Annotated in this window: 24 protein-coding genes; 12 read left to right on the top strand and 12 right to left on the bottom strand. The window is 65.8% G+C overall.

The window, feature by feature from the left end; all coding sequences use genetic code 11:
- Nucleotides 1-10: 10 nt before the first annotated feature.
- Nucleotides 11-673: a rhomboid family intramembrane serine protease gene (locus ACFB49_RS06175; RefSeq protein WP_380877309.1), complete on the top strand. Its 663-nt coding sequence runs from the start codon at nt 11-13 to the stop codon at nt 671-673.
- A 117-nt stretch (nt 674-790) separates the two neighbouring features.
- On the opposite strand, the gene ACFB49_RS06170 is transcribed toward ACFB49_RS06175, so the two are convergent.
- The 5 genes from ACFB49_RS06170 to ACFB49_RS06150 all read right to left on the bottom strand — a co-directional run bounded on the left by ACFB49_RS06170 (nt 791) and on the right by ACFB49_RS06150 (nt 8,367).
- On the bottom strand, nt 791-2,017 hold the full coding sequence (locus ACFB49_RS06170) for a dihydroorotase family protein (RefSeq protein ID WP_380877306.1): 1,227 nt from the start codon (nt 2,015-2,017) through the stop codon (nt 791-793).
- Nucleotides 2,008-2,970, bottom strand: a complete 963-nt coding sequence (locus tag ACFB49_RS06165) for an aspartate carbamoyltransferase catalytic subunit (RefSeq protein WP_380877304.1) — start codon at nt 2,968-2,970, stop codon at nt 2,008-2,010. The genes ACFB49_RS06170 and ACFB49_RS06165 overlap by 10 nt, the downstream gene beginning before the upstream one ends.
- A 42-nt stretch (nt 2,971-3,012) precedes the next feature.
- Nucleotides 3,013-5,073 carry a transglycosylase domain-containing protein gene (locus tag ACFB49_RS06160; protein WP_380877301.1) on the bottom strand — a complete coding sequence of 687 codons (2,061 nt, stop codon included), beginning with the start codon at nt 5,071-5,073 and terminating at the stop codon, nt 3,013-3,015.
- Between the two features lie 163 nt (nt 5,074-5,236).
- Nucleotides 5,237-7,054, bottom strand: a complete 1,818-nt coding sequence (locus ACFB49_RS06155) for a DUF885 domain-containing protein (protein ID WP_380879867.1) — start codon at nt 7,052-7,054, stop codon at nt 5,237-5,239.
- 86 nt (nt 7,055-7,140) lie between these two features.
- Nucleotides 7,141-8,367 (bottom strand): cytochrome P450, encoded by a 1,227-nt coding sequence (locus ACFB49_RS06150; RefSeq protein ID WP_380877299.1) that lies wholly within the window; start codon nt 8,365-8,367, stop codon nt 7,141-7,143.
- 146 nt (nt 8,368-8,513) lie between these two features.
- On the opposite strand from ACFB49_RS06150, the gene ACFB49_RS06145 reads away from it, so the two are divergent.
- Nucleotides 8,514-9,365, top strand: coding sequence for an SMP-30/gluconolactonase/LRE family protein (locus ACFB49_RS06145; RefSeq protein WP_380877296.1), 852 nt, complete (start codon nt 8,514-8,516; stop codon nt 9,363-9,365).
- 35 nt (nt 9,366-9,400) lie between these two features.
- Here ACFB49_RS06145 and ACFB49_RS06140 read toward each other — a convergent pair whose 3' ends face one another.
- Genes ACFB49_RS06140 through ACFB49_RS06120 form a run of 5 tightly spaced genes read right to left on the bottom strand, consistent with a single transcriptional unit; the run spans nt 9,401 to nt 14,367 of the window.
- Nucleotides 9,401-9,865: a nuclear transport factor 2 family protein gene (locus tag ACFB49_RS06140; protein WP_380877294.1), complete on the bottom strand. Its 465-nt coding sequence runs from the start codon at nt 9,863-9,865 to the stop codon at nt 9,401-9,403.
- 11 nt (nt 9,866-9,876) lie between these two features.
- Nucleotides 9,877-10,851 carry an alpha/beta hydrolase gene (locus tag ACFB49_RS06135; RefSeq protein ID WP_380877291.1) on the bottom strand — a complete coding sequence of 325 codons (975 nt, stop codon included), beginning with the start codon at nt 10,849-10,851 and terminating at the stop codon, nt 9,877-9,879.
- A gap of 20 nt (nt 10,852-10,871) precedes the next feature.
- On the bottom strand, nt 10,872-12,479 hold the full coding sequence (locus tag ACFB49_RS06130; RefSeq protein WP_380879865.1) for an acyl-CoA carboxylase subunit beta: 1,608 nt from the start codon (nt 12,477-12,479) through the stop codon (nt 10,872-10,874).
- Complete coding sequence (locus tag ACFB49_RS06125) at nt 12,479-12,892, bottom strand: acetyl-CoA carboxylase biotin carboxyl carrier protein subunit (protein WP_380877288.1); 414 nt, start codon at nt 12,890-12,892, stop codon at nt 12,479-12,481. Before ACFB49_RS06125 ends, ACFB49_RS06130 begins: the two co-directional genes overlap by 1 nt.
- Nucleotides 12,892-14,367, bottom strand: a complete 1,476-nt coding sequence (locus ACFB49_RS06120; protein ID WP_380877286.1) for an acetyl/propionyl/methylcrotonyl-CoA carboxylase subunit alpha — start codon at nt 14,365-14,367, stop codon at nt 12,892-12,894. The genes ACFB49_RS06125 and ACFB49_RS06120 overlap by 1 nt, the downstream gene beginning before the upstream one ends.
- A gap of 152 nt (nt 14,368-14,519) precedes the next feature.
- Between ACFB49_RS06120 and ACFB49_RS06115 the strand changes: the two genes are divergently transcribed.
- The 3 genes from ACFB49_RS06115 to ACFB49_RS06105 are packed head-to-tail and all read left to right on the top strand — an operon-like array spanning nt 14,520 to nt 18,149.
- Nucleotides 14,520-15,704, top strand: coding sequence for an acyl-CoA dehydrogenase family protein (locus ACFB49_RS06115; protein ID WP_380877283.1), 1,185 nt, complete (start codon nt 14,520-14,522; stop codon nt 15,702-15,704).
- A 34-nt stretch (nt 15,705-15,738) separates the two neighbouring features.
- A complete protein-coding gene (locus tag ACFB49_RS06110) occupies nt 15,739-17,289 on the top strand; it encodes an AMP-binding protein (protein ID WP_380877281.1) in 1,551 nt (516 codons plus the stop codon).
- An 11-nt stretch (nt 17,290-17,300) separates the two neighbouring features.
- The gene (locus tag ACFB49_RS06105) at nt 17,301-18,149 is read left to right on the top strand and encodes an SDR family oxidoreductase (protein WP_380877278.1); all 849 of its coding nucleotides are present in this window, start codon (nt 17,301-17,303) and stop codon (nt 18,147-18,149) included.
- A gap of 7 nt (nt 18,150-18,156) precedes the next feature.
- On the opposite strand, the gene ACFB49_RS06100 is transcribed toward ACFB49_RS06105, so the two are convergent.
- Nucleotides 18,157-19,071 (bottom strand): DMT family transporter, encoded by a 915-nt coding sequence (locus ACFB49_RS06100; RefSeq protein WP_380877276.1) that lies wholly within the window; start codon nt 19,069-19,071, stop codon nt 18,157-18,159.
- Between the two features lie 123 nt (nt 19,072-19,194).
- Between ACFB49_RS06100 and ccmC the strand changes: the two genes are divergently transcribed.
- From ccmC to ACFB49_RS06065, 7 genes are read left to right on the top strand one after another with little or no spacing between them, the layout of a single operon-like run.
- A complete protein-coding gene (ccmC, locus tag ACFB49_RS06095) occupies nt 19,195-19,911 on the top strand; it encodes a heme ABC transporter permease CcmC (RefSeq protein WP_380877273.1) in 717 nt (238 codons plus the stop codon).
- Nucleotides 19,908-20,039, top strand: coding sequence for a heme exporter protein CcmD (locus ACFB49_RS06090; protein ID WP_380877270.1), 132 nt, complete (start codon nt 19,908-19,910; stop codon nt 20,037-20,039). Before ccmC ends, ACFB49_RS06090 begins: the two co-directional genes overlap by 4 nt.
- Complete coding sequence (gene ccmE, locus ACFB49_RS06085; protein ID WP_380877267.1) at nt 20,036-20,497, top strand: cytochrome c maturation protein CcmE; 462 nt, start codon at nt 20,036-20,038, stop codon at nt 20,495-20,497. Before ACFB49_RS06090 ends, ccmE begins: the two co-directional genes overlap by 4 nt.
- Entirely contained in the window at nt 20,494-22,419 is a 1,926-nt protein-coding gene (locus ACFB49_RS06080; RefSeq protein ID WP_380877264.1) for a heme lyase CcmF/NrfE family subunit, read from the top strand. The genes ccmE and ACFB49_RS06080 overlap by 4 nt, the downstream gene beginning before the upstream one ends.
- A complete protein-coding gene (locus ACFB49_RS06075) occupies nt 22,416-22,955 on the top strand; it encodes a DsbE family thiol:disulfide interchange protein (RefSeq protein WP_380877262.1) in 540 nt (179 codons plus the stop codon). Before ACFB49_RS06080 ends, ACFB49_RS06075 begins: the two co-directional genes overlap by 4 nt.
- Complete coding sequence (locus ACFB49_RS06070; RefSeq protein WP_380877260.1) at nt 22,952-23,359, top strand: cytochrome c-type biogenesis protein CcmH; 408 nt, start codon at nt 22,952-22,954, stop codon at nt 23,357-23,359. The genes ACFB49_RS06075 and ACFB49_RS06070 overlap by 4 nt, the downstream gene beginning before the upstream one ends.
- Complete coding sequence (locus tag ACFB49_RS06065; RefSeq protein ID WP_380877257.1) at nt 23,359-24,000, top strand: tetratricopeptide repeat protein; 642 nt, start codon at nt 23,359-23,361, stop codon at nt 23,998-24,000. The genes ACFB49_RS06070 and ACFB49_RS06065 overlap by 1 nt, the downstream gene beginning before the upstream one ends.
- A gap of 166 nt (nt 24,001-24,166) precedes the next feature.
- Here the strand turns inward: ACFB49_RS06065 and ald are convergent, their stop codons facing one another.
- Nucleotides 24,167-25,261, bottom strand: coding sequence for an alanine dehydrogenase (ald, locus tag ACFB49_RS06060; RefSeq protein WP_380877255.1), 1,095 nt, complete (start codon nt 25,259-25,261; stop codon nt 24,167-24,169).
- Between the last annotated feature and the right edge of the window lie 108 nt (nt 25,262-25,369).

Below are 25,369 nucleotides of genomic sequence, written 5' to 3'. Positions count from 1 at the left end.
GCCCCGGCGGATGCGCATGCCGCCAGCGCGCGCAACGCTGACCATCCTTGCCGTCACCATCGCCGCCTGGGCGATCGTGACGGCGACGGGTTATGACCAGATTGCGGGCTATGCCGGGGGCTTCATTCCCGCGCGCTTCTCAGGCGAGGCGGTGCCGCCGACGCTTGAGATGATGGTCCGCGGCATCGGTTTCGTGCCGAAATGGCTCACCCCGCTCACCGCGACCTTGCTGCATGGCGGCGCGCTCCACATCGCGTTCAACATGCTGATCATGGGTTTTTGCGGCCGCTTCGTCGAAGCCGCGATCGGCGCCCGCGGGATCATCATCCTTTACATCGCCGGCGCCTATGTCGCGGCACTTGGCCATTATCTCGCGGGGCCGACCGAGGCCTTTCCGATGATCGGCGCCAGCGGCGCGGTTTCGGCTGTGATCGGCGCTTATGCGCTGCTCTATGGCGAGAAGCGCCGCAATTTCGAAAATCGCCGGCTCAACCAAATCGCCAATGTCGCCTGGCTCGCCGGCGCCTGGGTGCTGCTGCAACTCATGGTCGGCTTTGCGGCCTGGGGGGGCACGGGTGGCGGCGGCATCGCGATTGCGGCCCATATCGGCGGCTTCTTCGCGGGGTTGGCGCTGGCCCAGCCACTGTTGCTGCTGCGCTACCGGCGGGCTTGATCCGGCCCATCTCCAATAACCCGTTGGTCCCGAGCGCAGTCGAGGGATCTGCCGCAAGCGTCACGACGACGTGTCTCGACTTCGCTCGACACGAACGGCTCAGGTTTTGTGCCGAGCTTAGCCCAGCGCCCGGCCGCCCTTGATCGTCCGCAGCACCTTGCCCTGAACCGGAAGGCCGTCGAACGGCGTATTGCCGGCCTTGGCCGCCATCCGGTCGGCATCGATCTTCCACGGCGCATCGGGATCTACGAGGATCAGGTCCGCCTCGTCGCCGATCGTGAGCGTGCCGCCGGGCAGGCCCAGCAGGCGCGCGGGGTTGGTCGACAGCAGTTCGAACAGCCGCGGCAGGCCGATCACGCCGTCGCGCACCAGGGTCAGCGACAAGGTGAGCAGCGTTTCGGCGCCGGCCATGCCGGGTTCGGCATCGATGAAGGGCAGGCGCTTGGCTTCGGGCCCTTGCGGGTCGTGCGCCGAACAGAGGATGTCGACCGTGCCGTCACGGACCGCCTCGATTGCAGCCAGCCGATCGCGTTCCTCACGCAACGGCGGGGAGAGGCGGGCGAAGGTGCGGAACAGGCCGATCGCGGTATCGGAAAGCAGCAGATGCGCCGGCGTGATGCCGCAGGTGACGCGCACGCCCCGCCCACGCGCCTTGCGGATCAGATCGAAGCCGGCGGCGGTTGTCACTTGGTGGAAGTGGATGCGCGCCCCGGTTTCTTCGGCGAGCATGAGATCGCGCGCGATTGCCATCGCCTCGGCAATGGCCGGTGCGGCGGACAGGCCCAGCCGCGTCGCGGTTTCGCCGGCGGTGGCGACGGCGCCAGCGGTGAGTGCAGCGTCCTCGGCATGGACGATCACGGCCATGTCGAGTGCGGCGGCGTAACCGAGCAGACGATACATCACGCCCGAATCGGCGACCGAGCGACGCCCGGTGGCGACGGCGCAGGCGCCGGCGGCCTGCATCAGCCCGATCTCGGCCAGTTCTTCGCCGGCAAGGCCGCGGGTTGCAGCGGCGATCGGGTGAATCCACACGTCGGGCTTGCCCGCGGCTGCGGCGCGCTGAACCAGCGCCGCATCGTCGAGCGGGGGCGACTGATCGGGCATCAAGGCGGCGCGCGTGATTCCGCCCGCCATGAAGGCTGGCAGATCGATCGCGAAGCTGCCGACATCGACGATGCCCGGTGCGATCAATGCACCCTTGGCGTCGATGATCTCGGCATCGCCGGCATCCATATCGCCAATGCTGGCTATCACGCGATCGCGGATCAGCACGCCGCCGCGCGTTTCCTGCCCGGCGGGGTCGACGATGCGGCCGTTGAGGATGGCGAGCGGTTTCAGTTCCATCCCGGCACTCCCCGGCGCGCGCGGGTCAGCACGTCAAGGCAGGCCATGCGCACGGCGACGCCCATCTCCACCTGTTCGGTAATGGCGGATCGATCGGGATCGTCTGCGACCGACGAGGCGATCTCGACCCCTCGATTCATCGGGCCGGGGTGCATCACCAGCGCATCGGGCGCCGCGCGCTGCAACCGTTCGGGTGTCAGCCCGTAGAGCGCGTGATATTCGCGTGGGCTCGGCACGAACCCTCCGGCCATGCGCTCGCGCTGGAGGCGGAGCATCATCACCACGTCCGCACCGTCGAGCCCGGCATCGAAATCGGTGAAGGCGGTGACGCCCATCCGCTCGATCGCGGGCGGCAGCAGCGTAGGCGGGCCGACGACGCGGACCTCGGCATTGAGCGCGGTCAGCGCCAGGATGTTGGAACGGGCGACTCGGCTGTGGAGCACGTCTCCGCAGATCGCGACGCGCAAGCCATCGATCCGGCCCTTGCGGCGGCGGATGGTGAGCGCGTCGAGCAGCGCCTGGGTCGGATGCTCGTGGCGGCCATCGCCGGCGTTCAGCACCGGGCAATCGACCTTGTCGGCGATCAACTGCACCGCGCCCGATGCTTCGTGGCGGATGACGATCACATCGGCGCGCATCGCGTTCAGCGTCACCGCCGTATCGATCAGGGTCTCGCCCTTCTTCACGCTCGATTGCGCGACCTGCATGTTCACCACGTCGGCGCCGAGGCGCTTGCCGGCGATCTCGAACGACAGCAGCGTGCGGGTCGAATTCTCGAAGAAGGCGTTGATCAGTGTCAGGCCGGCCAGCCGGTCATCATGCTTGGCCGCGGCCGCGCGATTCAGCGCGATCCACTGTTCGGCTTCATCGAGAAGAAAGGAGATTTCCCACGGTTGCAGGCCGTAGATGCCCGTCAGATGACGGTGCGGAAAGGGGTGCGGATCGCTTGGCATTCCCCGAGCGAATAGAGGGCCGCGCCCACAATCTCAAGCATGTCACTGCCCTTCGGTGGGCGGTTCCGGCTCGCGGGTGGCGGGGGGAAGTGGCGCGATCGTTACGCTTGGGCCTTCATTGGCCGGGGCCCCGCCATTGCCGGCAGGGTTGGCGGACACGGTGAGGCCATCGGGACCGACGGTCAGGCCGACATCCACGTCGCCGATCGTGCCTTCAAGATCGACGGCGATATTGTCGAAGACATCGGGTTCCGGCTCAGGCTCGCGCTCGACTCGGGGCGGGGCTGCGCCGTCGACCACGCGGCTCATGAAATCGCGCCAGATGCGCGCGGGCAGGCCGCCGCCGGCGATGCCGCCCAACGGGCTGTTATCGTCATTGCCGACCCAGACGGCGGCAACGAGATCGCCCGAAAAGCCGACGAAGATCGCGTCGCGATTGTCCTGCGTCGTGCCCGTCTTGCCGAATGCGTCGATCGCGAGCGTCGCCGAACGGCCGGTGCCTTCGCGCACTGCTGCGCCGAGCAGATCGAGCAGCATCGCCCGCATCTCGCCATCGAACTCGCGCGGACGATCCCAGAAGGCGTCGTACCAGCTCTTTTCCCCCTCCGGCAGCGGATGGGGTTTCACAGGATATTGGCCCGCGGCGATCGTCGCATAGGCCGATGTCAGCTCGACCAAAGTCACGCCCGAGGTGCCGAGCGCCAGCGTGGCATCGTCGACGGCGAGCGGGCTGGTGATGCCGAGATCGCGGGCGGCGCGGATCACCTTGTCCATCCCGACTTCGCGGGCGATGCGGACGGCGGCGACATTGCTCGATCGGGCGAATGCCTCGCGCAGCGTGATCTTGCCGCGATAGCGCCCGTCGCTGTTCTTCGGCGCCCAATCGCCGACGGTCAGCGGCTCATCCTCGACAAGCGTATCCGGCGTCATCCCTTCGCGCAGTGCCGCCAGATAGACGAACAGCTTGAAGGTGGAGCCGGGCTGCCGCCGCGCCTGGGTGGCGCGGTTGAACGGGCTGTCCGCATAATTCTTGCCGCCGACCATGGCGACGACGCTGCCGTCCGGCCGCATCGCCACCAGTGCGACCTGGGCCTTGCCGAGGCCTGCGCGACGGACGGCAGCCTCGGCGGCGCGCTGCATCCGGCTGTCGAGCGTGGTCTTCACCTCCTGCTCGGCATAGACGGCACCGGCAGTGTCGCGCGCGCCGGGCAAGGCCCAGTCGGCGAAATAGGTGCCGCTCGGCAGCGTCTTGATCGGCCGCAGGTTGAGCCGGGCGGGCTGGACGGTCTTCGCCTCCGCCTCGGTGATGAAACCGGCGTCGGCCATGGTGGCGACGACCAGCATCTGCCGTTCGCGCGCACCCTTCAGGTTCACGCTCGGCGCCAGGCGGGACGGCGCCTTGAGCAGGCCCGCCAGCATCGCGGCCTGGCCAACCGTCAGCTTCTCGGGCGGACGGTTGAAATAATGGAGCGCCGCGGCGCGCAGCCCATAGACGTTATCACCGAAATAGACGTTCGACAGATAGCGCTGGAGGATCTCGTCCTTGCTGAGCCGCGCTTCCAGCCAGAAGGCGATCAGCACCTCGCGCAGCTTGCGCGCGGCCGTGCGGTCGGAATCGAGGAAGGCGACCTTGGCGAGCTGCTGGGTGATCGTGCTGCCGCCTTCGCGCACGCCGCCGGCGACGGTATTCCGCCACGCGGCGCGGGCGATGCCGCGCGGATCGATCCCCCAATGGCTGTAGAAGCGGCGATCCTCGATCGCCATGAACGCCTGCGGCACATGTTTCGGCAGGTCGGCGATCACTACCGGTTTGTCGATGATCGCCCCCTTGCGGGCGATCGGCTTGCCGTCCGATGAAAGCAGCGTGATGCTGGGCGGCGCGATCGGTTTCAGCGAGCGCGACAGCGGCGCGGTGACCGCGAGCCAGGCGACGAGAGCCACGAACAGCAGCGCGCCCGCCTGGATCGCACGTTTCCAGAACTTCCAGCGTTTCCAGAAAGGCCGGGCCCTGCCGGCCAAATCCCGGGATTCCGCCGCGGAGTCGCGTCGGTCGTCCTCGGGATCGGTCCACTCAAAATCGTCTTGGTCGTCGTCGCGCATCATCGCCGGATCTTGCTGTCATAGCCAGCTAACACAGGCGATGATGCGCGTCGAGAGACCCGTTCCGTCATGCCAGCGAAGGCTGGCATCTCCCTGTTACGGAGCCGCGGCCAAAGCGGGAGATCCCAGCCTTCGCGGGGATGACGGCGATATTTGGGTGGTTGGATCAGGCCTTCCGCGCCGCGATCCGCTCTTTCACCCGCGCTTCGAGCACGGTGAGCGGCATGGCGCCGTCGAGCAGCACATCGTGGAACCAGGGCAGGCTGAACTTGTCGCCCAGTTCCGCCTCTGCACGCTTGCGCAATTCGACCCACTTGTTGTGGCCGACCTTGTAGCTGCAGGCCTGGCCCGGCCACACGCAATAACGCTCCACCTCGCGCTGCGAGCGCGGGCGCGGGAAGCCGGTGTTGGCGACCATATAGTCGGTCGCCTGTTCGCGGGTCCAACGCTTGGAGTGAATGCCGGTGTCGACCACCAGCCGCACGGCACGGAACAGCAGGGATTGCAGGCTGCCGGCGATGCCGAGCTTGTCGTCTCCATAGGCGCCAAGCTCCTCGGCCAGACCCTCGGCATAAAGCGCCCAGCCTTCGCCATAGGCAGAGAAGTAGCTCTGACGCCGCAAAATGGGGATGCCCTTGGTTTCCTGCGCGATGCTGCCCTGCAAGTGATGGCCCGGAACCGCTTCATGATAGGTCAGCGCCGGCAGGCCATATTTCGGCCAGTCATGTGTGTCCTTCAGGTTGATCCAGTAGATCGCGTCGCGCGATCCATCTAGCGCGGCAGGGTTGTAATAGCCGTTGGCGGCGCCATCCTGGATGAAGGGCGGCACCCGGCGAACCTCGATCGGCGCCTTGGGCAAGGTCGAGAAGGCCTTGGGCAGCAGTGCGCTCACCTTCTTGATATCGGCATTGAGGCTGGCGATCAGCGCGGCGCGCCCTGCATCCGTATTATCGTAAAGCTGCTTCGGATCGGCGTTGAGTGCGGTCAGCCGCTCGCCGACGGTGCCGGTCGTCATGCCCTCCGCCTTCAGGATCGTGTCGATCCGGGCGGTAAGGTCCGCCACCTGTTCCAGGCCGATCTGGTGGATCTCGTCGGGCGTCATCGTCGTGGTGGTCGCCACGTTCAGCGCCTCGACATAATAGTCCGATCCGCCGGGCACCTTCCACACGCCTGCGTCCGAGGTCGCCTTTGCGCGCAATTCCTTCACCAGCGCGATCTGTCGGTCGAGCGCCGGGAAGACTGAGGAACTGACGATCTTCTCCGCCTGCGCGGCCCAATCGCCGGATATGCCCTTCTCCTTGGTGCGGCGGACGAGCGATTCCACCAAAACCGTCTCGGCGGCCGGCTTGCCGCGGAGCGCGTTGAGCTGGGCCAGCGTCAGATCGAGCGAGAAATCGGGGGCGACGGCGCCGACCTTGGCATCCGCGCGCTGGCGGGCGCTGTCATTGTCGAGCGCGGTCGCGAAGCCCGCCAGTCGGGCGAGATAGGCATCTGCATCGGCCTTGGTTTCGATGCCGTGCTGCGAATCGAGGAAATCGGGGACGGCCGCGTAGGAGCCGGTCATCTGGCTCAGCGTGTAGGGCGACCAGATGCCGTCGACCGAACCGTAGGAATATTTGGTCAGCCCCTCGATGGGCTTGGCGAGCATATATTTGGTGACGTCATAATTGATCCGCCCCAGCGAGGAGAGGGCGGTGCGATCCACCTTGGCGAGCCGCGCGGCGCGATCCTTGAGGGTCACGAGTTGCTTGGCGCGGCCGGCGATCGAATTGTCGCCGAGCTTGCTCTTCAGCCCCGCGCGCTCGCCCTTGTCGAGGCCCGCGCTGGTGGCGGATTCGGGATTGTCTTCCAGCCCTTCGTAGAAAAAGGCATCGAGCAGCTTGGTCAGCTCCGCATCGGCATCCGTCTTGGCGAACAGCGGTGCGGGCAGGGCGGCAGCAATGGCGACAGCGCCGCTCGACGCCAAAAAGGCGCGGCGGTCCAAAGGCTTGGTCATGTTGTGGGCGACTCCGTGGTCATGAAGGCGCGAGCCTGCATGTTTCACGTCGCGGCGCCAAGTCGTTGGTCGGCTCAGCTCGTGCGTTCGTCGAAAGCAACCCGCAATGACTTGAAACCGTCAAGAAAGATCGACCGCGCCGGCGCCGGCTCTTCAAGCAGCCGCGGATTGTCGATCCGCCGCGCGATCTCGCTCAGCATCACCGTCAGGTTCATCTTCGCCTGCTGGATGCCCAGGCAATAATGCGGCCCAGCGCCAAAGGTGCGCATGTGGCGGCGCGCCAGATTGGGCGGGCGCGTGATGTCGAAACGGCCCGGATCCTCGAACAGTGCGGGATCGCGGTTGGGTGATCCCAGCAGGCAGACCACCTTGTCGCCGGCCTTGATCGGCTGGCCTGCCACCTCCTGATCGCAGCGCGCCGTGCGACGCAGATAGACGACCGGATTGCGGAAGCGCAGGATTTCCTCGACCGCGCCCGCCACCAGCTCCGGATCATTCTGCAGCAGCCGATATTGGTCGGGGTGGCGGATGAACTCGACCATCGCCCAGGCCAAAGTGTTGCGCGTCGTCTCGATCCCGCCGACGATCAGATTGTTGAACAGACGTCCGAATTCGCGGTCGGAGATGCGGTCGCCGTCGGCTTCCGCATTCAATATGTCCATCGTCGTGCTGTCGCGCGGATGGACGCGATGGTCGGCCGCCAGCCGTTCGCCGAACGCGATCAACTCCATCGAAGCGGCAAAGCCCGCTGCGCGATTTTCAGCGAAATCCGGGTCGTCGGCCAGCGCGAGCGTATTGGTGAGATCGATGACACGCGCGAAGTCCGCCTCGTCGACGCCCAGCACATGATACATCACGCGCATCGGCAACTGCATCGCGACCTCGGTCACGAACTCGCATTCGCCCTTGGGCACCACGGCATCGAGAATGCGGGTCGCGACGTCGCACATCATCGGCTCACGCGCCTTCAAGGCGGCCGATCGGAACGCATATTCGACCAGCCCGCGCCAGCGGCGGTGCCGGGGCGGGTCCATGAAGGTCAGGCTCTGCTGCTGCTCAGCCAGGGCCTCGGGCGGAAAATCCTCCAGCAATGGCCCCTGGCTGTTGGTGAACAGGTCGGGGCTTTGCAGGACATGATCGATATCGGCCTGCCGGAACAGCAGCCAGTGGCCGCCCGTCGCATAATCGTCCGGCTCCCACAGGATGCGGTGTTCGCTGCGCAGCGCGTCGATCTGGTCGCGCGGCGTGCCTTGGGCGAAATTGTCGAGATCGAGCAAAGTCCGGTGCGGGCAGTCCGCCATAATCCTCTCCCCGGCCGGATTTTCCGGCTCTTGAAGGGACGTGTATCGCATCCCGGCCGCGCGTCATCGTCCGACTGGACGGTGGCGCTTGCTTTTTGTCCCTATCGCCGGAGGATGCGGTGGCCGAGCATGGAGAGGAGCGGGCGATGATCAGGGAACATCGGGCGATGCCGCTGGCCGACGGGTTCGTCTTCCTCGAAGGGCCGCGCTGGCATGACGGTGCCTTGTGGGTGTCCGACATGTGGGGCCACGAAGTTCTGCGCGTGACCGAGGATGGCCGGCGCGAGACCATATGCGCCGTTCCCGGTCGCCCCTCCGGCCTGGGCTTCCTGCCCGATGGCACGCCGCTGGTCGTTTCGATGGAAGATCGGCGGGTCATGCGCATCGTCGATGGTGAACTCACGCTGCATGCCGATCTCACCGAACTGGCCGGGGGCGATTGCAATGAGATGATCGTCGACGGGGCGGGCCGCGCCTATGTCGGCAATTTCGGCTATGATCTCTTCGGCGGCGCGACGCCGGCCAAGGCCGATCTGCTGATCGTCGAACCTGACGGTCGCGCGCATGTCGCCGCCGCCGCGATGGAATTTCCCAACGGCATGACCCTGGTCGAGGAAGGGCGGATGCTGGTGGTCGCCGAAAGCTGGGCCGGCCGGCTGATCGCCTTCGATCGCCACGCTGACGGCAGCCTTTCCCACCGTCGCGTCTTTGCCGGGCTGGGCGAACGATCGCCCGACGGCATCTGCGTCGATGCGCGGGATGGCGTGTGGGTGGCGTGCTATGACACCAACGAATTCATCCGCGTCCGCGAAGGCGGGGCGATCACCGATCGGGTGCCGGTGGGCGACCGCCACGCGATCGCCTGCATGTTGGGCGGTGAGGATGGTCGCACCCTGTTCTGCTGCACCTTCGCCGGTGATTTCGGCGCGATGGGATCGGGCGCCCGCAATGCCGCGATCGAAACCGTGCGGGTCGACGTGCCAGCGCCGGGATTTTGAGGATCAATCCTCCCTGAGCTTGTCTCAGGGAGGATTTAAGAGGCCCGCGGCCCCGTCACGCCCGCGGGGCCTTGCGAAATATAACATTTGTAGACGCGCGCCTTGACGCGCCAGCCGTCGGCCGTGCGGACCAGATCGTCCTCATACTGTCCCCACATCGAATAAAGCTCGCCGGGATAGTCGCCCTGGCCGCGATGCTCGGCATAATAATGGACCTTGGCCTTCGCCGTGTCGCCATTCACCTGCACGCGAAAATTGCCGACATTATGGTGGGTCGGTCCGCAGTTCGAGTTGGGGCCGAGATTGGCGTGCATCGATGCGATCAGGCTCGCCCGGTTCGGGCTGATCACGCCGGGGCCGAGCGCCTGGGTATAATCGCCTGTCGCGTCCTCGACGAACACCTCGTGCATGTCGTCGAAGGTCTTGCTGTCGACGATCTCGCAATAGCGGATATAGACCTGCTCGATCGCATCCTTGTCGATAAGATATTGCAGCGACATCAATGAGTTCCTTATTCGGCGAGCGCGCGGGCGAGAGCGGCGAGGGCGGCCGCGTTGAAGGAACGGGAAACCTTCGCGTCCGGTGAGAAGCCGTTGAAGCCATGATAGGCACCCGGCACCACCAGCAGTTCGGTGGGCACGCCGGCGGCGATCAGGCGCTGCGCATAATCGATATTCTCGCCGATGAAGAGGTCTAGCGCGCCGCAGCCGATGAAGGCGGGCGGCAGGCCGGACAGATCCTGCGTCCGCGCCGGCACGGCATGGAGCGGCGGTTCGCCCGTGCCGGCGGGGTGGCCGAGCAGCGAAGTCCAGCCGAACGCATTGGATTGCGCGTTCCAGACGAAATCGCCGGCAAAGGGCAGCGGTGGCAAGGTCGATCCCGTGCGATCGTCGATCATCGGGTAGATGAGCTGCTGGTGGCAGATGCGATATTCACCACGGTCGCGCGCAACCTGCGCCAGTGAAGCGGTATGGCCGCCGCCCGCGCTTTCGCCGCCGATGGCGATGCGTTCATGGTCGACGCCGAGGCGATTGGCATTGGCATGGAGCCAGGCGAGCCCCGAGTAGCAATCCTCCACCGCGCCCGGCCAGCGAGTTTCCGGCGCGAGGCGATAATCGACCGACAGGATCACGCAGCCGAGCGCCGCGGCCGTTTCGCGGTTCGAAAGCTCGCCCATCGCCGCATCGCCCAGCACATAGCCGCCGCCATGGATGTGGAGATAGGCGCCGCTCGACCCCGACCGGTTGGGCGGAATGAAGAGATAGCAGGGAACGTCCGGCGAACCGTCATGCGATGGAATGACGATGCGCCCGACCGACACGTCCGCCGCGGCCCCCTGCGGTTTGGGCTGCTCCATGCCGATGCCCTGCGCCCGCATCACCGGCAGCAGTTCGTCCGACAGCGAGAAAGTGGGGAATACGGCCAGCCCGTCGCGGAGCTCGGGATCGACGAGATGCTGGCTGGCGGAATGCGTCTCGACGGTCATCGCGGGTCTCCGGTTCGGTTCTACAATCGGAAGACGCCGTAATGCGGCTCCTCGATCGGCGCGTTGAGCGCTGCGCTGATGGCTATCCCGAGCGCGTTCCGCGTGTCCACAGGATCGAGCAATCCATCGTCCCAAATTTCGGACGTGGCATAATAAGCGCTCTGTTCCTGTTTATAGCCTTCGATAACGGGATCGCGGATAGCATCGATCTGTTCGGTCGTCAGCGTCTCGCCATGGCGGGCGAGCTGACGAATCTTGATGTCTGTCAACACGTTGGCGGCCTGTTCCGCCCCCATCACCGATGTCTGGCCCTGCGGCCAGGTGAACATGAAACGGCTGTCGAAGGCGCGGCCGGACATGCCATAGACGCCGGCCCCGAACGCGCCGTTGCAGTTGACGGTGAATTTGGGGACGGACGCGCCCGACACCGCCATGATCATCTTGGCGCCGTCCTTGGAAATGCCGCGCCGTTCATATTCGCGGCCGACCATGAAGCCGGTGATATTCTGCAGGAAGATCAGGGGCGTGCGGTTCTTGTCGCAAAGCTGGATGAAGTGCGCGCCCTTCAACGCGCTGTCGTTGAACAGCACGCCGTTGTTGGCGAGGATGCCGACCTGATAGCCCCAGATCCGCGCGAAGCCGCAGACGAGCGTCTCGCCATAACGCGGCTGATATTCGTGGAAGCGGCTGCCATCGACGATCCGCGCGATCACCTCGCGCATGTCGAAGGTAGTCCGCGTGTCCTGCGGCAGGATGCCGTATAGCTCGTCCGGGTCGTGATGCGGCGGCTCGGGCTCGGCCCAGTCGATATTGGTCTTTTCCGGCCGGGTGAAGCGGCCAACGATCTCGCGGGCGATCGCGATGGCGTGATGTTCGGACGAGGCGGGATAGTCCGCCGTGCCCGACACGCTGGTATGCATGTCGGCGCCGCCCAGTTCCTCGACGCTCACTTCCTCGCCGGTCGCGGCCTTCACCAGCGGCGGCCCGCCCAGGAAGATCGCGCCGGTGCCGCGGACGATGACATTATAGTCGCTGAGCGCGGGGATATAGGCGCCGCCCGCGGTGCAATGCCCCATCACCACGGAGACCTGCGGCACGCCCATCTTCGACAGGATCGACTGGTTCCGGAAGATGCGGCCGGCATGGTAGCGATCAGCGAAAAATTGCGCCTGTAAGGGTAGGAAACCGCCCGCGGAATCGCAGAGATGCACGACTGGCAGGCGGTTCTCGATCGCGATATCGAGCGTCCGGACGATCTTCTTCACTGACAGCGGATACCAGGCGCCGCCCTTCACCGATGCGTCGTCGGCATGGATGATGACTTCACGACCGGAGACGATGCCGATGCCCGAAAGCTGGCCCGCGCCGGGCACGTCGCCGTCATAGGCCATGTTCGCGGCGAGGGTCGAAAGCTCCAGGAATGGCGTGCCGGGATCGAGCAAGGCTTCCAGCCGGTCGCGCAAGAACAATTTGCCCTGCCGTGCCAGCCGGTCGAGATCGCGCTGGGGCCGTTCCTGCCGCGCGGCGTGCTGCTTCTCGCGCAACTCCTCCGCCAGCCGCAGATTATGCTTGCGGTTGGCGAGATAGGTCGGGCTCATCTTGTCGAGCTTCGAATGGATGCGTCGCATCATGCCGCCAGCTCCAGGCTGACGAGCGCGGCGTCACGCTCGAAGGTCTGGCCGACGGCGACGTGGACCGCATCGACCACGCCGTCTCTTGGCGCCTTGATCGCCGTTTCCAGCTTCATGCTTTCGATGATCATCATCGTTTCACCGGCCGCGACCGCATCGCCTGCGGCCACCGCCACCTGGATCACCGATCCCGGCATGGGCGCGCGCGCGACATCGTCGGCGCTGCCGCCGGCTTCCTCCTCATAATGGGTGATCGCATCCTGCCAGACGAGTTCGTGCGTCTCGCCGTCGAGATGAACCCAGATATGATCGCCATCGATTGCGACGGTGACGCCAGCGACGTCGAAAGCGGCGCCCGGAAGCAAGGCAGCGGGATGCGCGATGCCGTCGATCAGGAAGAAGCCGGGCATCAGTTCCTCCACCCCCCGATGGCCGCATGAAGCGCCGGCACCTCGGCAGCCTCGCGCACCAGTTCGGGCACATGCTGCGCGGCGATCGCGACCAGCCGGGCCAGCAATCCGCCCTCGGGTGCCGGATCGGCGGCAAGTTCCGGCCGCTCGGCGATCAGCCCGGTGTGCATCTCGCCCGCGGCGACACCAGCATCAGCGATCAGCCGGCGGAGATAGGCGCTGTTCGTCTTTAGGCCGAGCAGCACGAGATCGCGCAGTGCCTTGTCCGCCTTGCCCAGTGCCTCGGCCCGGTCGGCGCCATGGACGATCAGTTTGCCGATCATCGGATCGAAGGCCGCCGAAACGCGTCCGCCCTCGCTCACCCCGGCGTCGAGCCGCGCACCTGATGGCGGCACCAGCTTCAGGACTGGCCCGGTGGTCGGCGCAAAATCACGGGCGGCATCCTCCGCATAGATGCGCAGTTCGATGGCATGTCCTTGGCGGGTCACCTGCTCCTGCGTGAACGGCAGCGGCAGGCCGGCTGCGACGCGAAGCTGCTGCTCGACCAGATCGAGCCCGGTAATCTCCTCCGTCACCGGATGTTCAACTTGAAGCCGCGTGTTCATTTCGAGGAAGTAGAATTCGCCGCGGCCGTAGATGAACTCGACCGTGCCGGCGTTCACATAGCCCGCGGCGCGGGCGATGCCGGCCGCTGCCTCGCAGATATTCGTGCGCTCCGCGTCGGACAACGCGGGGGAGGGCGCCTCCTCGACGATCTTCTGGAAACGGCGCTGCAACGAACATTCACGCTCGAACAGGTGGACGACATTGCCGTGCGCGTCGCCCAGCACCTGCACCTCGATGTGGCGCGGCCGTTCGACATAGCGTTCGACGAACAGGCGGCCGTCACCGAAATAGCGCTGCCCTTCGCTGCGGGCACGAACGATCTCCTCGTCCAGCAGCGCCAGATCGCGGACGATGCGCATCCCCTTGCCGCCGCCGCCGGCCGAAGGCTTGATCAGCAAGGGCGCGCCGACCGCCCGCGCACGCTCCACGAAGGTCGCGGGATCATCATCCTCGATGGCGGATGGCGCCACTGGAAAACCGCGCTCCGCCACGAAATTGCGGGCGCGAACCTTGTCGCCCATCAGTTCTATCGCATCGGGGTGCGGGCCGACGAACACGATCCCTGCGGCGGCAACAGCGCGCGCAAAGGCGGCATTTTCGGACAGGAAGCCATAGCCGGGATGGATCGCGCCCGCGCCCATATCCTGCGCGGCGGCGATGATCTGGGCGCTGTCGAGAAAGGCTGCGACCGGCGTCGGCCCATCGATCCAGCGCACATCTTCGGCGATCGCAAGTGCCGGTGCGCCCTCGTCGATGCGGTGCGCCACCAGCAGCGCGCGCAACCCCAGCGCCTTCACGGTGCGGAGGATCCGGGCGGCGATTTCCCCCCGGTTGGCGACCATCACCGAATCGAATGGAAAGGTCGTCATGCGGTGCGGACGATCCGATTAGCGCCTGTCATCACCCCTCCATCGCGCGCCCTGACAAGATTTTCCGGCGCTTCGTTGACACTACAGTGAATGGCGTTCATTTTGTCGTCAAGTGCCCTTGCGAACAGAGAGGGCCGGCAAGGGAGACGGACTTGAGCCTCGGAAATGCTTCGGGCGCCTTCGCGCTGACGGCCGAACAGCAGGAGATTCTCGACACGGCCGACGGCTTCGCGCGCGATCATTTCTGGCCGCTCCAGCAGAAGATGGATGATGAGGAGTGGTGGCCGCCGCAGGCGATGCCCGAACTCGGCCGGATGGGCTTTCTGGGCGTCACCGCGCCGTCGCGCTTCGGCGGTGCGGACAGCGACATGTTCACCGTCGGCCTGATCACGCAGGGGCTTGCACGCTGGAACCATTCGCTGGCGCTGAGCTACATCGCCCACGAAAATCTCTGCCTCAACAACATCGCCCGCAATGCTTCGGATGCGCTGAAGCAGCGCTATCTGCCGGGGCTGTGCGATGGTTCGGCGATCGGCGCCCTGGGCCTCACAGAACCCGGCGCCGGTTCCGATGCGATCGGATCGATGGCGACGACCGCGCGGCGTGAGGGCGACAAATATATCCTCAACGGGCGCAAGCTCTACATTACCAACGGACCCGTAGCCGATGTGCTGCTGGTCTATGCCAAGACCAACAAGGATCGCGGCAGCAAGGGCGTTTCAGCCTTCATTATCGAAAGGCATTTCAAGGGCTTCAAGGTCGCCCAAAAGCTCGACAAGATGGGCTTCCGCGGATCGACCACCGCTGAACTCGTGTTCGACGATTGCGAGGTGCCGGCCGAAAATCTGGTGGGAGAGGAGGATCGCGGCGTCGGCATCGTGATGAGCGGGCTCGATCTGGAACGCGCCGTTGTCGCCATGATCAACCTGGGCATGGCCGAACGCGCGCTCGATCTGGCGGTGGATTATGCCAAGACGCGCCAGCAGTTCGGCAAGCCGATCGCCGAATTCCAGATGGTGCAGGCCAAGATCGCCGAGATGTATGTCGGTGTCGAGACGATGAAGGCGCTCTGCTACCGCACGCTGGCCGCCTGCAACGAGGTAGGCGAAGACGGTGGCGGCCGTGGCGAGATCCACAAGCTCACCGCTGCGAACATCCTCTATGCCGCCGAAACCTGCACCAAGGTAATATCCGACTCGGTCCAGATCCACGGCGGCGTTGGCTATATGCGGGAAGCGGAGGTCAATCGGCTCTATCGCGCATCCAAGCTGCTGGAGATCGGGGCGGGCACCACCGAGATCCGCAAGATGATCATCGCCGGCGAATTGCTGCGTTAAGGCCCGGGAGGCGTATCATGAGCGCAGGCGCATCATGGGGGTAGGCGCATCACTGGCACGCGCGGCGCAGGTCCGCCCCCGCCATCCGGCGACCATCTGCGGGGATCGCACGCGGACCTGGGGCGAGGTGGGTGATCGGGTTTCGCGGATCGCGGGCGCGCTAAAGGCGATGGGCGTGGGCGACGGCGATCGTGTCGCCATGCTCGGCCTCAACAACGATCGTTATTTCGAGTTGTTTCTCGCGACACCCCATGCTGGCGGCGTGGTGGTGCCGTTCAACAGCCGGTGGAGCGAGGCCGAACTGGCCGACGGCATTGCCGATTCCGAGCCGCTGATTCTGGCCGCCGATGATGTGTTTCTACCGATGGCGCGCAGGCTCGCCGCTGGCCGCCCCGGCCTGAAACTGCTGGCAATCGGCGAGGAGCGGCCGGGCGACATTCCGCACCATGAGGATCTGATCGCGGCAGACCCGATCCCCGACACGGGCCGCACCGGCGACGATCTGTACGGCATCTTCTACACCGGCGGCACGACGGGGCGGTCCAAGGGCGTGATGCTCAGCCACCGTAACGTGCTGCGCGGCGCCAATATCGCCCATTGCGAGGGCTATTATCGCGACGATGCGACCTATCTGGTCGCGGCACCCTTCTTCCACGCGTCTGGAAGCTGGCCGATGATCGGCATTACCGCGAGCGCCGGCACCGCCGTCATCCTGCCGGGCTTCGATGCCGGCGCGGCATTGGCCGCGATCGAACGCTATCGCTGCACCGAATCGCTGCTGGTGCCGACGATGGTGCAGATGCTGATCGAGCATCCGAACTTCGCGACCACCGATATGTCGAGCTTTACGACCATCATCTACGGCGCGAGCCCGATTACCGAGGCTTTGCTCGATCGCGCACTCGTAGCATTGCCGCACGCCCGCTTCATCCAGGCCTATGGCATGACCGAGCTGTCGCCGCAGTGCGTGGCGCTGCCGCACGAATGCCTGTCAGGCGATTATCGCGCGCGGGGCGTCCATCGGGCCGGTGGGCGCGCCTGTTACGGCGTCGAGATGCGGATCGTCGACGAGGACGACAATGAAGTGCCACGCGGCCAGGTCGGCGAGATTTGCGCGCGTGGCGAAAGCGTGATGCTCGGCTATTGGCGCCGGCCGGAGGAGACCGCGGCGGCGCTCCGCGGTGGCTGGATGCACACCGGCGATGGCGGACGCATGGACGATGAAGGCTTCGTCTATGTGGTCGATCGGGTGAAGGACATGATCGTCTCGGGTGGCGAGAATGTCTATTCGATCGAGGTGGAAAGCGCGCTTTCGACGCATGCAGCCGTGCGGTCTTGCGTCGTCATCGGCGTGCCCCATGAAAAATGGATCGAACAGGTCCACGCCATCGTCATCCTGCATGACGGCGCCGCGGCCTGCGAGGCGGACCTGATCGCGCATGTCCGCGCCCGGCTCGCCGATTACAAGGCGCCGCGCTCGGTGGAATTCCGCACCGCGCCTTTCCCGCTGTCGCCGGCCAACAAGATTTTGAAGCGGGAGATTCGCGCGCCTTACTGGGCAGGGCGGGCGAGCAGCATCTGTTGAATGGAGTGACGATGACGGAGGTTTACGGCCGCAGCGACGAGGAACTGGCAACGATCCCGATCGCCCTCGCGCCCGGCCTGTTCGATGGCAAGGTCGTCGTGGTCTCGGGCGCTGGCAGCGGCATCGGCCGCGCGACGGCGCACTGGTTTGCTCGATTGGGTGCCAAGGTCGTGCTGTGCGGCCGCAAAATAGAGAAGCTGGAGGCGACCGCAGCCGCGCTCGCCCGCTATGGCGCCGAGACGATGGTGCATCCGCTCTCGATCCGCGATCCCGAAGCGGTGGCGGCCTTGTTCGATGCGGCGTGGGATCGCTTCGGCCGGGTCGATGTGCTGGTCAACAATGCCGGTGGTCAGTTCCCGCAGGCGGCGATCGATTTCGCGCCCAAGGGCTGGGCGGCGGTGATCGACACCAATCTCAACGGCACCTGGTATATGATGCAGGCCGCCGCGCGGAAATGGCGGGATGCCGGCTTGCCGGGATCGATCGTCAATGTCGCCACCGTCATCTGGCGCGGCATGCCCGGCGTCGCCCACACCTGTGCTGCGCGCGCGGGGGTGATCTATGGATCGAAGACGGTCGCGATCGAATGGGCGCCGCTCAACATCCGCGTGAACTGCGTGTCGCCCGGCATCATCGCGACCGAGGGCATGGCCGTCTATTCGGACGAGGCCCGCGCAGACATGCCCAACACCAACCTGCTGCGCCGCTTCGGGCAGGTGGAGGATGTCGCCAACGCCGTCTGCTATCTGGCAGGCGATGCGGGCGGGTTCATCACCGGCGAGGTGTTGACCGTCGATGGCGGCAACCAGATCTGGGGGGATCAATGGACGATCCCCAAGCCGGATTTCTTCCGCGTCTGATCCCAGATCAGCCCTGCGGCGTGGCGGCGACCGATTCGCGGCGCAGACGATGCTCGCGATAGGCGGTGTAGAGGCCGCTGCCCGCGATCAGCGCCGCGCCCGCGATCGTCGCCAGCGGCGGCGCGGTCGACCAGATCAGCCAGCCGAGCGCTATGGCGATCAGGATCTGCAGATAATCGAAGGGTGCGACCGTCCCCACCGGCGCCGCGCGGAGCGATGCGGTCATCAATATCTGCCCCGCCGCGCCCGACCCGGCGCCGATCAGCAGCAGGCCGAAGGTCGCGGCGTCATGCATCTGGCCCCAGATCGCGGTGCCGATCCCGCCTGCGACCGTGCAGCCGATGAAGAACCAGAAGACGATCGAACCGGTCGATTCGGTCGCGCCGAGCTGGCGCAGCGTGATCTGGACCCCCGTCGTGCCGAGCGCGCCGAGCAGCGCCACGACGATGCCGATCGCGGGCAGGCTCGCCGATCCGCCGGGGCGCGTGATCACCACCACGCCGATAAAGCCCACCACCACGGCAGTCCAGCGATGCGGGCCGACATGCTCGCGCAGCAGCATGGCCGAAAGGATGGTAGCGAAAATCGGCGCGGTGAAGCCGATCGTCGTCGCATCGGCCAGCGGCAGCATGATGAGGCCCGTGAAATTGAGGACAATGCTGGTAAGGCCGATCGCGGATCGCCAGACATGGGCCATCGGCCGTCGCGGGCGGATGGTGGCGAGGCCGGGGCCAGCGGCGATCCAGGCAAGGACGATCGGCAGGCCGAACAGCCCGCGATAGAAGACCATCTCGATCGCCTTGGCGCCGTTTTCGCCGGCCAGTTTCATCGCGGCCCACATGAAACCGAACATGATGACCGATGCGATCCGATACAGGATGCCGGCGATCGGCGTATCGGCGGGGGCAGGGCGGGCAGTCATCGGCCGGGCCTTAGGTGGCGGGTGGCCCAAGGGAAACAGATAAAAGCGGCCATACAGCATGATTTGTCACGCGCACGCCCGCTTCCCCCGCGCGGCGACCTGTTCTAATAGCACGCTCGAAACATGCATATCTTCGCCAATCCCAATCGGTTTCTTGGAATCGCCCGTCCGTTGACTCCCTGGCTGGCCTGGGGTGGCGCGCTGCTGGTTGCGATCGCCCTGATTTCCGGCCTGTTCCTGACGCCGCCCGAGCGACTTCAGGGCGAAAGTGTCCGCATTCTCTACGTCCACGTCCCCGCCGCCTGGCTGGGGATGGGGGGCTGGACGGGCATCGCCGTCGCCAGTCTGATGCAGCTTGTATGGCGGCATCCGCTGGCCGCCATCGCGGCGCGCGCGGTCGCCATGCCCGGCGCGCTGTTTACCGCCATCTGCCTCGCCACCGGTTCGATCTGGGGGCGGCCGACCTGGGGTACCTATTGGGTGTGGGACGGGCGGCTGACGTCGATGCTGGTGCTGCTCTTCCTCTACATCGCCTATATCGCGCTCGCCGGGGCGACTTCGGACAAGGGCGGCAACAGCCGCGTCGCGGCGATCTTCGGCGTCGTGGGGGCGATCAACATTCCGATCATCAAATATTCGGTCGACTGGTGGAACACCCTCCACCAGACCGCGAGCATTTCACTGACCAAGAACACGATCGACCCGTCGATCCTGTGGCCGCTGCCGATCGGCGTGATCGGATTTTCGATGCTGTTCGGCGCCATCGTGCTGATGCGGATGCGAACCTTGCTGGCCGAGGCGCGGATCGAGGCGCGGCTCAAGCGGATGGCGGAAGCATGAACCACTGGCCCTTCATCATCGCCGCCTACGCCATCACCGTGGCCGGGCTGGTCGGGCTGACCGTGGCGAGCTTCGCCGCGATGCGCCGTGCGGAGCGGGCTGCCGACGCGATCAGGAAGAAATCATGAAGGCGAAGCATCAGCGGCTGATCCTTGCGCTCGTCGCCGTCGGCGCAATCATCGGCGCGGCATTCCTGGCGATGTCCGCGCTCAAGGATACCGCCGCCCTGTTCCGCACGCCGAGCGAGGTCGCCAAGGGCGACGTCCCGGTCGGCAAGCCGCTGCGCCTGGCCGGCATGGTGGTGCCCGGTTCGATCAAGCGCGATCCCGACGGCGTCACGATCAATTTCGTGCTGACCGACGAGGGCGCGACCGCGCCCGTCACCTTCCGTGGCATCACGCCCGATCTGTTCAAGGAAGGGTCGGGCGCGGTGGCCGAAGGCAAATTGGGCGCAAACGGCGTGTTCGTGGCCGACAATATCCTGGCCAAGCATGACGAACGCTACATGCCGCCGCAGATGGAAAGCGCGATGAAATCCGCAAAGGACCAGTCCGCAAAGGATAAGGCCGCCGAGGCCCGCCCATGATCGCAGAGGCAGGGCTTGCCGCGCTGTGGCTGGCGGCCGCGCTCGCCGGTTTCCAGCTGCTGATGGCGGCCATGGGCCTGACGAAGGGCCGCGACGCGCTGATGAACGGGGTGCGGCCGGTGGCGGTGGTGCAGGGCGTGCTGACTGCGATCGCCTTCGTTTGTCTGATCGTCGTGTTCGTGCAGGTCGATCTCAGCGTGAAGCTTGTCATCGCCAACGATCATTCGGCAAAGCCCTTGCTCTATCGCTTTGCGGGCGCGTGGGGGAACCACGAAGGCTCGATGCTGATGTGGGTGACGATCCTCGCCGTCGCGGGTGCCGCCGTCGCCTTGTTCGAGCGTCGCCTGAACGAACGCACCCTGATCGCGACGCTCGCCGCACAGGCCTTCATCGGCCTCGGTTTCTATGCCTTCCTGCTCTTCGCCTCCAACCCGTTCGAACGGGTGTTTCCGGCGCCGGCGGAGGGTAATGGCCTCAATCCGCTGTTGCAGGACCCAGGCCTCGCCTTCCATCCACCGACGCTCTACCTCGGCTATGTCGGCCTTTCGGTCGCTTTCTCTTTCGCGGTCGGCGCTCTGGTGACGCGCGACGTCGGGCCGGCCTTTGCCCGCGCGATGCGGCCCTGGGTGCTCGCGGCCTGGATATTCCTGACGCTCGGCATCACTGCCGGCAGCTATTGGGCTTATTATGAGCTCGGCTGGGGCGGCTGGTGGTTCTGGGACCCCGTCGAAAACGCCTCGCTGATGCCGTGGCTCGCCGCCACTGCGCTTCTGCATTCGGTGACGGTGCTGGCGACCCGCGACGGGCTGCGCGCCTGGACGGTGATGCTGGCTGTTGTCGCCTTCTCGATGAGCATGGTGGGCACCTTCCTCGTCCGATCGGGCATCCTGACGTCGGTCCACGCGTTCGCGGTCGATCCGCAGCGCGGTGCGTTCATCCTCGGCCTGCTCATCATCTATATCGGCGGTGCGCTCACCTTGTTCGGGCTGCGTGTCGGCACGGTGAAGGAGGGTTCGCAGTTCGAGGCGGTGAGCCGTGAAGGCGCGCTCGTAGTCAACAATCTGCTGCTTTCGGCGATCCTGGGCGTGGTTCTGGTCGGCACGCTCTATCCCCTCATGGCTGAGGCGATGACCGGCGAAAAATTGTCGGTCGGCCCGCCTTATTTCAACTCGGCCGCCGGGCCGATCGCGTTGCTGCTGATCGTCTTCATGGCCGCCGGTCCGCTGCTGCGCTGGCGCCGGGATGATCTGAAGCCGCTGTTGATGCGCCTTGCTCTGCCGGCATTATTGACGGCGCTGGCATTGCTTGCCTTTTCGATCTTCGGCCCGCCGATCGGCATCTTCCCGCTGCTCGGCCTGATCCTAGCCGCCGGTGTAGCAGCAGCGAGCGTCGCGCCCTTGTGGAAGCGCAAGCTGCGCCGCACGCCCTTGTTCATCTGGGGCATGGTGATCGCGCATCTCGGCATCGCGGTCGCTCTGGTCGGTATGGCGTCTGAAACCGCCTTCACCAAGGAAACTTTGGTGGCCGCGCGGCCGGGCGAGACCCACACGGTCGGCCCCTGGTCGGTGCGTTTCGACGGTGTCGATCCCGTCGCCGGCCCGAACTGGACTGCGGTGCAGGCGACGCTGACGGCGACGCGCGGCAACTCCGCACCCAGGACGCTGACGACCGAAGCGCGCATGTTCTACGCCCCGCCCACCGAAACCAACGAGGCGTCGATCACCTCCGTCCTCGACGGGCAGCTCTATGTCGTGTTGGGCAATGCCGACGATCAGGGACGGTGGCAGCTCCGTTTGTGGTGGAAACCCTGGGTCACGTTGATCTGGCTGGGCGGCGGCCTCGTCGCGCTCGGCGGCGCGTTGTCGCTGATCGGCCGCGTCCTGCGCGAACGCCGCAGCCATCAGGCGGAGGCTTGGGCATGAACCTCCGCACCGTGCGCATCATTCTCTGGGTGCCGCTGATCCTGTTCCTGATCTTCGTCGCGACCTTCGCGACCGGCCTGATCAAGCCGGAAAGCAAGATCATTCCGTCGAAGATGGTGGGCAAGCCGCTGCCGCAATTCGCTTTGCCGTCGGGCGCGCCGGGGATGGAAGGCCTGAGCAGCGCCGATTTCGCCAAGGGCGAGCCACGGCTGCTGAATGTCTTTGCGAGTTGGTGCGTCCCCTGCGCGGCGGAAGCGCCGCAGCTTGAGCAACTGGCCGCGGCCGGCGTGAAGATCGAAGCCATCGCCATCCGCGATCGGCCGCAGGATGTCGCCGGTTTCCTGCAACGCTGGGGCAATCCCTATCAGCGGATCGGCAGCGACACGCAGAGCAGCGTCCAGATTGCCATGGGGTCGGCGGGCGTGCCCGAAACCTTCGTGGTCGATGGCAAGGGCATCATCCGTCACCAGCATATCGGCGAAATCCGGCCGGAGGATGTTCCCGCCATCCTTGCCGCGGTGAAGGCAGCGCAATGAGGCGGCTCGCCATCCTCGCCGCCTTGATGGTGGCCAGTCCCGCGATCGCGGATTCGGTGTTGCCGCCGGCCGAGCTTGCCTACACCCAGCTTCCCGACGCGAAGCAGGAGGAGAAGGCGACGGCGCTCATGAAGACGCTGCGCTGCCTCGTCTGCCAGGGCCAGTCGATCGCGGATTCGGATGCGGAGATGGCCGGCGACATGCGCGCTTTGGTGCGGAGCAAGATCGCCGCGGGCGAAAGCCCCGATCAGGTCCGCCACTGGCTGATCGAACGCTACGGCAATTGGGTGACTTATGATCCGCCGCTCGACCGGCTGACCTGGCCGCTCTGGGCGCTGCCGGCGCTGCTGATCCTGGTCGGCGCCTTTCTGGCGCGGGGACGGTTCAAGAGAAGGAAGCACTGATGGGCTGGGCGATCATCGCGGTGATGGCGCTCCTCGCCGTGGGCGCCTTGTGGAAATTCGGGCGGATGCCGCGCGGCACGCTGGAACTGCTCGGCGCTGCCATCTTCCTGGGGCTTGCCGGCTATGCCTGGCAGGGTAGTCCCACGCTCGCCGGCAGCCCGACCCCGCCCAAGGCGGCGGCGAAGCAGCCCGACACGGCGACGGCCGAGGAACGCGCCAAGATGTTCCCGGAGGTCGGCGGCGACGCCATGGTGCTAGAGGCGGCGCAGAACCTGCACGATCAGGGCCTCGACGCTTATGCCATCGCGACCTTGAAGGCGGGGCTGAACAAGAACCCCCGCAGTGCCGATCTGTGGGTCGGTCTCGGCAACGCGCTGGTCGTCTATGCCGATGGCCAGATGTCGCCCGCCGCCAAGCTCGCCTTTGATCGCGCCCAGCAGATCCAGCCCGATCATCCCGGCCCGCCCTTCTTCCTCGGCCTCGCCTTCGCGCAGGCCGGGCAAATCGATCAGGCGGAAGCGGTATGGCGCGGCCTGCTCGACCGCAGCCCCGCCGATGCCCCGTGGCGCGCCGATGTGGAACAGCGCCTCGCCCAGCTCGACATGATGCGCGCGCAGATGGGCGGGGCGTCGGGGCGGTAAATTATCTCGTCGCAATTTCGCCCGCCATTTAATCAATCACCACCGTCACCCTGAACATGTTTCAGGGTCCACTTCTCCACTTGCGACGACGGCGCTTGTGGTGCGGTGGATGCTGAAACAAGTTCAGCATGACGAGGTGATTTGAGTAACGACCGGGCGGTTTCAATCAGTTCAGCGGCAAATCCAGCGCTTCCGCGACCGCGGCGTGGCGGATCTTGCCGGCGGAGACGTTGAGGCCGTTGGCGAGGTGCGGATCGGCCGCCATGGCCGCTTCGGCGCCCATATTGGCGAGCCGTAACGCGAAGGGCAGGGTGGCGTTGTTGAGCGCGAAGGCCGAGGTGCGGGCAACCGCGCCCGGCATGTTGGCGACGCAATAATGGATGATGCCGTCCACCTCGAACACCGGGTCGTCATGCGTGGTGGCATGGCTGGTTTCGAAGCAGCCGCCCTGATCGATGGCGATGTCGACCAGCACCGAGCCACGCTTCATCGTCTTCAGCATGTCGCGGGTGACGAGCTTGGGCGCGGCGGCGCCGGGCACCAGGACGGCGCCGATGACGAGATGGGCGTTCTTCACCGCCGCCGCGATCGCTGCCTTGGAGGCATAGGCCGTCTTGATCTGGCTGGAGAAGAACATGTCGAGTTCGGCCAGGCGATCATTGTTGATGTCGTAGATGGTGACGTCGGCGCGCATGCCGACCGCCATCTGCGCCGCGTTCACGCCGGAAACGCCGCCGCCGAGGATCGCGACGCGCGCCGGCGCCACGCCGGGGACGCCGCCGAGCAGCACGCCGCGGCCGCCTTGCTCCTTTTCGAGATAATGGGCGCCCACCTGCACGGACATGCGGCCGGCGACTTCGGACATCGGCTTCAACAGCGGCAGTCCGCGATTGGCCGAGGTGACGGTTTCATAGGCGATGCAGGTCGCGCCCGACTTCATGAGGCCTTCGGCCTGGGGCTTGTCGGCCGCGAGATGGAGGTAGGTGAAGAGCAGGTGGCGCGGTTCGAGCAGCGCGATCTCGCTCGCCTGCGGCTCCTTCACCTTCACGATCATGTCGGACTGGGCGAACACCTCGGCGGGCGTCGCGACGATGCGGGCGCCGGCTTCGACATAATCCTGGTCGCTGAAATCGATGCCGCCACCGGCCTTGGTCTCGACGATCACCTCATGCCCGGCGGCGGTGAGCTCCGCCACGGACGGCGGCGTCAGGCCGACGCGATATTCGTGATTCTTGATTTCCTTGGGCACCCCGACGCGCATGACCGTCTCTCCATCGTGCATTGCGATGGACCGAGAATATAACTCGATATGGCCGGCAAATCCGTGCAAATATGGGGGTTCATATCCATATCTGACGCATGCTTTCCA

The organism is Sphingomonas sp. DBB INV C78 (assembly GCF_042693015.1).
Taxonomy (GTDB): Bacteria; Pseudomonadota; Alphaproteobacteria; order Sphingomonadales; family Sphingomonadaceae; genus Sphingomonas_E.
The sequence above is the reverse complement of the archived record's forward strand: the minus strand, read 5'-3'. Positions and strand labels throughout refer to the sequence as shown.